The organism is Ancylomarina sp. YFZ004, from assembly GCF_054254355.1.
Map to the genome: position 1 here is coordinate 35,657 of NZ_JBTCHQ010000018.1, position 11,730 is coordinate 47,386.

The window sequence follows — 11,730 nt, forward strand, 5'->3', positions numbered from 1 at the left end:
TTATTCACCTTTTTCAATGATCAAGTTCTCAAGTTCTTCATTCTTATTCTCCCAATTCGTCATTTCATCTTCAAGGCTCTTTTTAGCCTCATCGTAAGCCTTAAATGTTTCCTGATCTTGGTTCTTCGGATCAGTTAATAAGGCCTCAATTTCGACGATCTTCTCCTCATATTCAGCAATCATTTCTTCACACTTAGACACAGCTCTCTCAAGTTTAGAAATCTGCTTATTCATCTCCTTACGCTCAAGGTAATTCAATTTATTATCCGATACAACGACATCTACTTTTGCTTCACTTGCGACTTGTTTTTTTCTATCAAGCTCACGCATATTATCCATCTTCTTATTCTGAAGAAAGGCATATATACCACCCAAATGCTCTTTTACTTGCTTATTGGTAAATTCATAAACCTTAGAAGATAATCCATCAAGGAATTCTCTATCGTGAGAAACAACAATAACAGTTCCATCGAATTTAAGCAGTGCTTCTTTCAACACATCCTTCGATTTCATATCGAGGTGATTGGTCGGCTCATCGAGAACAAGTAAGTTAACTGGCTCAAGCAAAAGACGAACCATAGCCAAACGTGAACGCTCTCCTCCTGACAATACTTTTACTTTTTTGTCGATATCCTCGCCTCCAAACATGAATGCACCAAGAATATCACGAATTTTGGTTCTTACATCACCTACTGCAACATCATCGATGGTATCGAAAACCGTTTTATTCTCATCAAGCATCATAGCCTGGTTTTGAGCAAAATATCCAATTTTAACATTATGACCGAGCTTGCATATTCCTGTATGATCAACTTCACCCATCAACACTTTGACAAGGGTTGATTTACCTTCACCATTCTTACCAACAAAAGCAAGTTTCTCACCACGTTCAATTACAAATTCAAGGTCATTTAAAACCAAGTTATCGCCATAAGATTTACTTAAGCCCTTAACTTGACAAACCAAATCGCCTGAACGAGGTGCTGGTGGGAATTTCAAACTTAGCTTCGTATTATCAACCTCATCAATTTCAATACGATCAACTTTTTCAAGTTGTTTAACTCGTGATTGCACCTGAACAGATTTGCTCGCCTTATATCTAAAACGCGAAATAAAATCTTCAGTCTCTTTAATCATCTTTTGCTGATTAACGAAGGCCTTCTGTTGTTGCTCACGTCGCTCAGCATGCAACTGTATATACTCTGTGTACGATACTTTATAATCATATATTTTACCAACCGAAATCTCAACCGTACGGTTAGTGATCGCATCAAGAAAAGCTCTATCGTGAGAAACCAAAACAACAGCACCTGGATAGGTTTTCAAGAAATCTTCTAACCATTGAATCGATTCAATATCCAAGTGGTTAGTCGGCTCATCGAGAAGAAAAACATTAGGTCGACGAAGTAAAATCTTCACCAATTCGATTCGCATACGCCATCCACCCGAAAACTCATTGGTCTGACGTGTAAAATCCTTACGTAAGAATCCAAGACCAAGAAGCGTACGTTCTGCTTCTGCCTGAATATTCTCTCCTCCCATCATATGAAACCTATCGTTTTTTTCTGTCAAACGATTAATCAATTTCATATAGGATTCCGATTCATAATCGGTACGTTCTGCAATTTGGTTATTAACCTGAGCAATCTCCTTTTCCAATTGAATCACCTCTTCAAAAGCTGTCATAGATTCCTCAAGAACAGTTCGTCCATCTTCATGATTCATCTGCTGAGGCAAATAACCGATCTTAATCTCATTGGGAATGCTTACGGTACCTTTCGTAGGTTCCTGATGCCCGGCAAATATTTTCAAAAGAGTTGATTTACCGGCACCATTTTTTCCTACCAAACCAATACGGTCACGAGAATTAACGATAAAAGTAACGTCTTTAAAAAGTGTAAAACCACCAAACTCTACTATGAGATTATTAATTGATATCATGGACAACGAATTGTTTATATGTTAGGGCGGCAAAGATAGTAAAATAGTGCCTAAAGTATTTAAAGTGCCATGAGTACTTATTAATACTTAAAATTGCAGCTCCTTAAAATGATTTTCAACTTTAAGTACTTATAACTTATAACTTATAAACTCTAAGTACTATTTGTTATATATTTGCAGCCAAATCTTTAAAGAAATACAAAGTGGGAAGAAATAGAAAGAAAAAACCCTTACTGGAAAACGTTGAAATTATAAAGTTAGCAGCCGAAGGAAAGGCCATTGCCAAGGTAGATGAGAAAGTTGTGTTTGTAACCAACGTGATACCTGGTGATGTTGTGGATGTGCAGGTGACAAAAAAACGTAAAAGTTTTATGGAAGGTCATCCTGTTGTATTTCACAAATATTCCGACTTAAGAGTAGATGCTTTTTGTGAGCATTTTGGAATTTGTGGTGGTTGTAAATGGCAAAACTTGCCTTACGAGGAGCAACTTAAATTCAAGCAACAAGAGGTTCTTGATAATTTAAGTCGAATTGGAAAAATTGATTTGCCAGAAGCTAATCCTATTTTGCCTTCAGCTAAAACAAAATTTTACCGTAACAAACTTGAATTCACTTTCTCGAGCAAGCGTTATTTAACCTTTGATGAAGTTAATAGTGACGATGAAATAACTCGCACACCAGCATTAGGTTTTCACGTGCCTCGCCTTTTTGACAAAATCGTTGATATCAACAAATGTCACCTACAAGCTGAGCCTTCTAATGCAGTTCGTTTAGCAATAAAGGAATATGCATTTGCTAATGACTTAAGCTTCTTCGATATTCGTGGTCAGGTAGGTTTCCTGCGTACTTTGATAATTAGGACATCTACTACAGGTGATGTGATGGTTATTGTTGTTTTCTATCACGAAGACGTGGAGAAACGTGAAGGTCTTATGGCTCACTTAGCTGATAAATTCCCTGAGATTACTTCATTGATGTACGTTATAAACGAAAAAGGCAACGATACTATTGGTGATCAAGATGTGATTTTATACAAAGGCATAGATCATATTTTCGAGCAAATGGAAGATTTAAAGTTCAAAATTGGACCAAAATCATTCTACCAAACTAACTCGGAACAAGCTTACGAACTTTATAGTAAAACACGTGAATTTGCTAACATCCAAAAGGACGAGGTTGTTTACGATTTATATACGGGGACAGGAACCATTGCCAACTTTGTAGCTCGTCAGGCTAAAAAAGTAATTGGTATTGAGTATGTACCAGATGCAATCGAAGATGCTAAATTGAATTCTGAAATCAACGGAATTGACAACACTGCTTTCTTTGCTGGAGACATGAAAGACGTATTGAATGCTGAATTCATTACTGAACATGGTCACCCAGATATGATGATTGTGGATCCACCAAGAGCGGGTATGCACGTCGATGTGGTTAAAACCATTCTGCAGGCGGCTCCAAATAGAATCGTATATGTGAGTTGTAACTCAGCCACACAAGCTCGCGATTTAGAAATGATGGATCATGCGTATAAAGTAACAAAGATTCAAGCAGTAGATATGTTCCCACATACACATCATGTGGAGAATATAGTGCTGATGGAAAAACGATAAATAAACAAAAGCCGAAACGATTAAGTTTCGGCTTTTCTTTTATAATTTAGTCTGTATTCAATTATCCAATTATATTGGGGATTGTAAATATGAATTTTGCCCCTTTGCCTATTTTGGACTCTAACCATATTTCACCACCGAGCAATGTTACAATCTCTTTAGAAATTGCTAAACCAAGTCCAGATCCTTCAAATTCTCTTGTCGAAAAACCATCAACCTGCCTAAATCGATCAAATATTGCTTCATGGTCATGAGATTCAATACCAATACCTGTATCTTGAACAGACAGCAAGAGCATGTTATTACTACATTCAGCCTTTATGATAATTTTACCTTGAGCAGTGAATTTTATAGCATTTCGAATTAAACTATCTAAAACTTGACGAACTCTTTTTGAATCATTTCTAATTAAAGATTTACAATTACAGTCAATCATTAATTCCAATCCTTTTTCAATAATTTCACTTGAATAATAAGCCTCAATTTCGAGAAGCAGTTCATGTATATTAAAAGTTGAAAATTTAACACTCATTCTCTCTACTTCTATCATTGATATTTTAAGGATATTATCCATCATCATCAATAACTGATTTCCCGATGACTCAACAAAAGCACCATAATCTCTTCGTTCTTCATCTGTGATATCATCAGAAAGCATCAGATTAGTAAAGCCCAATATTCCATTTAAAGGCGTTCTGACTTCATGACTCAAATTCGACAAAAAAGATGTTTTCAGTTTATCACTTTCTTCCGCCTTTAATATTGAGTGACTTAATTGATTCTCTAATCGTTTTCTATCCGATATGTCCTCTCCAAATTTAATGTAATTTACAATTTCACCTTTATCATTTTTAATAGATGCAATGGATGCCAACTCCCAGTAATAACTACCATCTTTTTTTTTATTAAAGAATTCACCACTCCACTTCCCTCCTAATGAAATTGTTTCCCATAAAATTTGATATTCTTTCTTTGAGAATTTTCCAGATTTCAGAATCCTTGGATTCATTCCAACAATTTCCTCATTAGTATAACCCGTCAATTCGCAATGTTTTGGATTGCAATAAGTCACATCACCATCTAGGTTTGTCATCGAGATAGCAATAGGGCTCTGTTCAACTGCCATTGATAATCGATTCACCTCCTCTAAAGCAATTCTACTCTCTGTTACATCATGAATAACAGAATGTAATAATGTTTGCCCATCTGCAATAATTGTACCCGAATAAACCTCTACATCACGTATATCACCATTTGCCAATTGATGTTTAAACTGGAAATGATTCTTCTTTTTTTGGGTAACTAAATCAATCTCTGTCTGAAGAGCTTCAGTTGACATGATATTAATATCATGCATATTCATCATTAAGAGCTGCTTTTTAGGAAAACCATAAAATTTCAATGCAGTAGAATTTGCATCAACAATTCCTCCATATTTAGGATCGAGAAGCAACATTATCGAGCTACTTTCGTTAAAGATGGTTTTATATCTTCTTTCACTTTCATTTAATTTTTCTTTTAGAATTTCTTGTGCCGAAATATCATAATATGATATGGCAAAAGCACCATCATCTACAGGAAACACATTAACCGACAAATACTTACCTAAGCCCTTATGAAAAGATTCAAATCTAATTGGTTTATTATTCTTAACAACAAAATCAAACTTAGAAAACCAGAAATCTTCTAGATTTGGGAAAATATCTAAAATAGTTTTACCTATAACGTCCTCTTTCTTATAACCAATAATAGTTTCATTATTAGCATTCATATCAATATATATGGCATTAGAAATATCACCATCAGAATTCAGAATAGGTTCAAAAACGACTAAAGCTGCGTTCATCGAAGAAAAAAGAGTCTCGTATTTAGATTCTCGTTTCAATAATTCGTTATCAAGTTGGCTTATTTTTTTTGTTAGAACGTTACATGAAGTTTTATGTTCATTTAATTCAGATTCAATTTCAAAAAGAGATTCCTTTTTTAAACCTATCTCTTGAAACTTAGAAAACACATTTTGCTCTAAACCTTCACTTGTCTTTTCGTAAGAGGAATAAGCAATTATATCTAATTCTATTATATCCTTAACTTGTAAAAGAAAATCCTCTATCGTTTTACTAAAGGTATTCTCCTTATTATCAAGGACACATATCGTTCCAAAAATATCTCCATTAGGATATTTTAAAGGGAAACCTAAATACGCTACCATACCAAGTTTAATGTCTGGATTATCATCCCAATCTGAATCTGCGAGAGCATTAGCTACTAATAATTTGGCATTACTCTTCACTACAGTCTCACAATAAAGACCAACCATTTCCTCTGATTCACCCAAAGAATAAGGGTTTCCCTCTGTAGAACACTTAGCAAAAACTTCCATTGAATCTTTATTCACCTGCATGATTAGAGTCGCTGGCAAATCAAATGTTGAACTAAGTAGGTCAATTAACTTTTGCCACTTCGCAAGAATAAATTGTGGAAAATCATAATCCGTCCTCATAGGGTATACAGTATAGGTTATTGGTGACCATCTAATATAATAAAAAAACGAATACATTTTACTTCAAGCATAACTCTCCATATTAATCATTGGTTCTAGCTGATGGTACCCTCTATTTTTCAAGTAAAATAAAGCCTAAAACAAAAAAGTAATCAGCTTGAGCAAAGTCCTTTTTTAAGGTAAGTTTAATTCGTAATTTTGATTTTTAAAGTAAGCTTAAATAACAAATATAATCATGACTAGAATTCTATCGATCCTTAGTTTAATACTCATATTCAACTTGAGTAGCTCAGCTAAAAAGAAAACAGACAAGGAATCAATTAACTTACAAGATTGGTTACAATCAGATGCTGCTTCTGTTATACTGCCAGCCTTTCATAATTCTTTGGATATTGAAAGCAAAAGCTTCCAGTTTAAAGATTTACTTATTGAAAATCACATCGATATTGAAAAATTAAGACCTGAAGAGAATGATATTTTAAATTGGAATCAACTTCAACTAAAATGGACCAAAGCTAGTCTATCTAAAAAAGGATATTTAGATGCAAATGGTAAAGCAAAACACTTAAACTATTACGCAAGCTATATCGAAGTAGAAGATTGGAGTAAAGCCAAACTAATTGTGAAGACTTTCCCAATGCTTGAAATATACCTGGATGGAAAAAAAATTGCATCACACTATAAACAGCAAGAAAAAGAGGCTAAAGAGCTAATTTCTAATATCGCTATAGAACCGGGTAAACACTGCCTTATTATAAAAACCCTTTCTCTTAATGAAAACAACACATTCAAAGTTCAATTGAAAACTGAGAATGGATGGGAAAAAGATGACTTTAAAATTTCAACTTCAGCAGAACAATTCATTACGATCAATAAAGTTCTTGATGGTAAAAAAGTAAACTCATCTGTTCTTTCGTCTGATAGAGAATTTGCTTTAATTTCATATTCACGTAGCCTACCTCCATCTGATAAAACAGAACGATGGAAAGTTGTTCAATCGATTCGAGATGGTAAAATTATTCACACTTTTCGAGGAAGCAGTCTTTCGCAAATAAAGTGGTTACCACTAGGCAACAAACTTTCTTATTCTAAAAAATACAATGGGAAAACTTCTCTTTTTGTTTTTGATTTAGACAAAGGCCAAGAAAGGGAAATTGCTAAGCATATCTCCAATTTTGAATCTTACAGTTGGACTCCTGATACCCAGAATATTATCTATTCTCAAGCCAAAGATCATTCCAAGGAATGGAAAATCAGAAAGATTCAAGGAATGGAAGATCGCTTACCTGGGTTTAGATACCGCAGCTTTTTATACAAGCTAAATGTAGAAAGTGGCGTTAGACAAAAGTTAACGCATGGTACATTGTCAACTCAACTGAATGACATAAGTTCTGACAGCAAGAATATTATCTTTTCCCAGTCGAGACCTGACTATAATGAATATCCTTACAGCAAGCAGAATCTCTATCAAATGAATCTTAAAACATTCAAGATAGACACGATCTGGAAAGATAAATTATTTGGAGGATCCGCCCAGTATTCTCCTGATGATTCTAAAATATTGGTTCAAGCTGGTCCATCTTGTTTTGGAAAATTGGGAGAGAATATTGGAAAACAAAACATGGCAAACAACTACGATGGCCAGTTATATATTCTAGACTTGAAAACAAAAGCCGTTGATCCAATTTCATACAATTTCGATCCTGCAATTGGCAAGACTGAATGGAATAAAAAGGATGGTAATATTTACTTTAAAGCAAATGATAAAGACTACGTTAGACTGTTTAAATATGATCTATCAGATAAAACATTCACGAAATTAAATATCAAAAGCGATGTTGTTAAGAGTTTTGATATCGCATCTAATGGTTCTAGTCTATCCTATATTGCCTGCAGTATTTCAAGTCCATACCAAGCGTACATTTATGATTTGAACAAGAATGAATCTGCTAATCTGCTTAATCCAGAGAAAGAGAAATTCAATCATGTTAAATTTGGAAAAACTGAAGATTGGAACTTCACTAAAAAAGATGGTAAAACAATTATTGGCCGTGTTTATTATCCACCAAATTTTGATGCGAATAAGAAGTATCCAATGATTGTAAATTACTATGCGGGAACCGTTCCTGTAGAGCGAAGTTTTGGTGGTCGCTATCCATTAAATTTATATGCTGCAATGGGTTATGTGGTTTACTTACTACAACCAAGTGGAGCCACAGGCTTTGGTCAAGAATTTTCTGCAGAACATCAGAACAATTGGGGAATTACCACTGCTGATGAAATTATTGAAGGAACCAAGAAGTTTGTTGCATCACACTCATTTGTTAAGGCTGAAAAAATTGGTTGTATTGGAGCATCCTATGGAGGATTCATGACCATGTTATTACAAACAAGAACTGATATTTTTGCAGCGGCGATTTCACATGCAGGAATTAGTGACATCACCTCATATTGGGGAGAAGGTTACTGGGGTTACACATATAGTATAAATGCTTCTGGAAAATCATTCCCTTGGAGTCATCGAAAGTTATATGTGGATCAAAGTCCATTATTCAATGCTGATAAGGTAACAACTCCTATGCTCCTTATTCACGGAAGTGTCGATACCAATGTCCCATTGGGTGAAAGTATTCAAATGTATCAGGCTCTTAAACTTTTAGGTAAAGAGGTTGATTTTATTCAAGTGAAAGATCAGAATCATCAAATTTTAAATTATACACAGCGTATTTTGTGGAACAATACCATTTTTGCATATTTTGCTAAACACCTAAAAGATAAAAACCAATGGTGGGAATCTTTATATCCTGATCAAAACATCTAAAAAATAACATTTCGAGATAGAGTTTTTAAAGCAGATGCCAGTCATCTGCTTTTTTCGTATAAATATGATAAGGCATATATAAACAAGACCAATATGTACATCAAAAAACTCAATTAGTATATCTGTTTCAAATCACATATCTTAGATTCATAATATTAAAATTTCAATATATGTTAATCCTCATATCTCCAGCAAAATCACTTGATTTCGAAACTGAAAATACAAATAAAAACTTTTCTGAATCTAGCTTTTTAAAGGAGTCTCAATCCCTAATTAAACAACTCAGAAAACTCTCTACAGATGAGATAGCCGATTTCATGAGTATTAGTCCAAAATTGGCCCAACTTAACTTCGAACGTTTTGTAAACTGGCAATTACCATTCGATATGGAAAATGCGAAACAAGCCATTTTAGCATTTAAAGGTGATGTATATACGGGCCTTGATGCAGTTACTTTAAGTGAGGATGAATTACAAACTGCACAAAAAGATTTACGTATTCTATCGGGTCTTTATGGTGTACTTAAACCTCTGGATTTGATTCAAGCCTACCGATTGGAAATGGGCAAGAAACTCCAAACTACAAAAGGGAAAAACTTATATGAGTTTTGGGGTGATAAAATCACCAATGAAATCAATAAAACCTTAAAGGGGAAAGAAGATCAATATCTTATAAATTTAGCGTCAAATGAATACTTCAAATCTATAAATAAAAAGAAACTTAAAGCAGAGGTTATCACACCCGTCTTCAAGGATTTAAAGAATGGTCAGTATAAAGTAATCAGTTTTTTTGCGAAGAAAGCACGAGGATTGATGACTCGCTTTATCATCCAGAATAAGATTACAGATCCAGAATATCTAAAAGCATTCGATTCAGAGGGCTATGCATTTAACCCTCATCTTTCGACAGATACAGAATTAGTCTTCACCAGAGATCAATAAAAAAAGACCTCGAGTTCTTGTTTTTTATTTCATTTTTCGCTAAGTTTAAAGGAATACTCGTGACAAGCTGTAAGTATAGAATTCAACTAATTAAGTACCACTAAATCCCTCTTATATATGACTGAAACCACTCAAATTAAATATGGAAGCCTTATAAAAGAAGAAGCCTTTGAGCTTATTGAAGGTGCTGTACTTCCTAATACTTTCGTTCTTGAATCATTGAATCCATTCCCTGGGTTTTATGAATATTACGACAACTTACAAAAGGGTATCACACCTCATTATATCTATTTGGTAACTGACAAACATTACGATTTGGAGCAATTCACTCGTACCACACAAAAAATCATGTCTGTTACCAATAAAAAGTATCATGCTGCACAGGGTACGATTACTATTTTCAATACCGTTTACAACATTATTCGAGTTCGACATATTGAGCAATATGCAGATATTAAGGAACTACAAGCTTATTACGTTTCTCTAGGTATTCATTTTAAGGATAAACCTTCAAAATTTAATCACCCTAAAGGAATTACTCGCTTAAATAAATTCTTCTCATTGGAACAATTAGAAGATAATTTTTACTTGGATACCGTAGAGGCCAATCATGGTTACTTTAAAATCCCTAAACAAGTTTCATGGAGCGAATTTGAGGAGATTACTAAGCAAGTGAAGTATAATATGGACATGCTACAATTCGATGCCTCAATTGGCTTTATTTACGATCATTTTAAAGCCATTGATATCATTCGTATTTATGCTGAAAATTTAAATATTGATATGCTTAAACAAATTCGAACAAAATATATCGAACGTATTAAATAACGATCAATTAATTGATAAAAAAATAGGCCCATTCAAAGGAATGGGCCTATTTTTTTTTGTTCTAGAATTGTGGATATCGTACTCGGTTAGGTCGACGTCTCCTTTTACGTTTCTCTATAACTAATGGGAATGAAAATGATAATTCATGTGCTCCCGTGTTAGTTTGTACCAACTGAGTTATAGTATAATCGTAACTATAAGCTAGCTTAAATCTTTCTGTAACGATACCTGCCATCAAAATAACAGCATCATAATTTAACTGAAAGTTCTGATTAAACCAGAAACCAAAAACTAAAGAGCTCTTACTCAAATACATTCCATAATTCATTTGGGTGAATTCGCCTTGCTTTTGAAACAATAAGGCAGGTGCTAATACTAATCCATCTCCTCTAATGTCTCCTGACAATGCGAATTCTGCTCCTGCATGAAATGTATATTTAGCATTCAATTGATCATCCTCAAAATCATCAAAACTAAGATTAGGCTGATTAACATGATTCGCTGCAGCACCAAAATAATAGTTTTTATAATAGGCCATTATACCCACTGAAAAATCCATCCCATTCCAACTTCTATTACTTGGATCTCCAGATGTGTTATGAGGAAATACGTCTCCATATATAGGTGATACCTGGTCTGGGAAAATCAAATTTTTAAAATTTAATTTTTTCTGTATTAAAGCTGCTTGAATTGCAGGTCGAAAAACTAAATCACTATTAATTCGTAAAAAGAATGAATAAGCACCCGAAAATGATGTTGTTGTAATGGCTCCATCACCTTGATCATCTTGCATAACAAGAAGACCTAATCCACCATTTAAATTCGAAAAGAAATTATCATATGAAAAACTGTATGATACGTATGGATAATCCAAATTAGGCCACTGATTTCGATAATTCAAACTTACATTAGCATGATCACTTGAACCTGCTAATGCTGGGTTTAAGTAAAGTTTATTCGCATAAAATTGAGAAAAGCGAATATCCTGAGCACTCCCTACTAAGCTCATTCCAAAAACAAAAAAGATAATAGAGAGTATAAGTTTATTCATGTAATTTTATGATTATGTTATTTAAATTATAATTT

Annotated in this window: 7 protein-coding genes; 4 read left to right on the top strand and 3 right to left on the bottom strand. The window is 33.9% G+C overall.

The window, feature by feature from the left end:
• Positions 1 to 1,941 (bottom strand): ABC-F family ATP-binding cassette domain-containing protein, encoded by a 1,941-nt coding sequence (locus tag ACXR6G_RS19345; protein WP_458363098.1) that lies wholly within the window; start codon positions 1,939 to 1,941, stop codon positions 1 to 3.
• A gap of 203 nt (positions 1,942 to 2,144) precedes the next feature.
• Here ACXR6G_RS19345 and rlmD point away from each other — a divergent pair, with 203 nt between their 5' ends.
• Positions 2,145 to 3,554 carry a 23S rRNA (uracil(1939)-C(5))-methyltransferase RlmD gene (gene rlmD, locus ACXR6G_RS19350; protein WP_458363099.1) on the top strand — a complete coding sequence of 470 codons (1,410 nt, stop codon included), beginning with the start codon at positions 2,145 to 2,147 and terminating at the stop codon, positions 3,552 to 3,554.
• A 61-nt stretch (positions 3,555 to 3,615) separates the two neighbouring features.
• Here the strand turns inward: rlmD and ACXR6G_RS19355 are convergent, their stop codons facing one another.
• Positions 3,616 to 6,054: a sensor histidine kinase gene (locus tag ACXR6G_RS19355; RefSeq protein ID WP_458363100.1), complete on the bottom strand. Its 2,439-nt coding sequence runs from the start codon at positions 6,052 to 6,054 to the stop codon at positions 3,616 to 3,618.
• A 235-nt stretch (positions 6,055 to 6,289) separates the two neighbouring features.
• Between ACXR6G_RS19355 and ACXR6G_RS19360 the strand changes: the two genes are divergently transcribed.
• The 3 genes from ACXR6G_RS19360 (at position 6,290) to ACXR6G_RS19370 (ending at position 10,644) form a co-directional block, all read left to right on the top strand.
• Positions 6,290 to 8,875, top strand: a complete 2,586-nt coding sequence (locus tag ACXR6G_RS19360; protein WP_458363101.1) for a prolyl oligopeptidase family serine peptidase — start codon at positions 6,290 to 6,292, stop codon at positions 8,873 to 8,875.
• A gap of 170 nt (positions 8,876 to 9,045) precedes the next feature.
• Positions 9,046 to 9,816 (top strand): peroxide stress protein YaaA, encoded by a 771-nt coding sequence (yaaA, locus tag ACXR6G_RS19365; RefSeq protein ID WP_458363102.1) that lies wholly within the window; start codon positions 9,046 to 9,048, stop codon positions 9,814 to 9,816.
• Between the two features lie 117 nt (positions 9,817 to 9,933).
• On the top strand, positions 9,934 to 10,644 hold the full coding sequence (locus ACXR6G_RS19370; RefSeq protein WP_458363103.1) for a hypothetical protein: 711 nt from the start codon (positions 9,934 to 9,936) through the stop codon (positions 10,642 to 10,644).
• Between the two features lie 61 nt (positions 10,645 to 10,705).
• Here the strand turns inward: ACXR6G_RS19370 and ACXR6G_RS19375 are convergent, their stop codons facing one another.
• Positions 10,706 to 11,695, bottom strand: a complete 990-nt coding sequence (locus ACXR6G_RS19375) for a PorP/SprF family type IX secretion system membrane protein (protein ID WP_458363104.1) — start codon at positions 11,693 to 11,695, stop codon at positions 10,706 to 10,708.
• Positions 11,696 to 11,730: the final 35 nt, after the last annotated feature.

Coding starts and splice junctions, on each gene's coding strand:
- ACXR6G_RS19355 (WP_458363100.1), bottom strand. CDS start 6,054: ATGAGGACGGATTATGATTTTCCACAATTTATTCTTGCGAAGTGGCAA.
- yaaA (WP_458363102.1), top strand. CDS start 9,046: ATGTTAATCCTCATATCTCCAGCAAAATCACTTGATTTCGAAACTGAA.
- ACXR6G_RS19360 (WP_458363101.1), top strand. CDS start 6,290: ATGACTAGAATTCTATCGATCCTTAGTTTAATACTCATATTCAACTTG.
- ACXR6G_RS19345 (WP_458363098.1), bottom strand. CDS start 1,941: ATGATATCAATTAATAATCTCATAGTAGAGTTTGGTGGTTTTACACTT.
- ACXR6G_RS19375 (WP_458363104.1), bottom strand. CDS start 11,695: ATGAATAAACTTATACTCTCTATTATCTTTTTTGTTTTTGGAATGAGC.
- ACXR6G_RS19370 (WP_458363103.1), top strand. CDS start 9,934: ATGACTGAAACCACTCAAATTAAATATGGAAGCCTTATAAAAGAAGAA.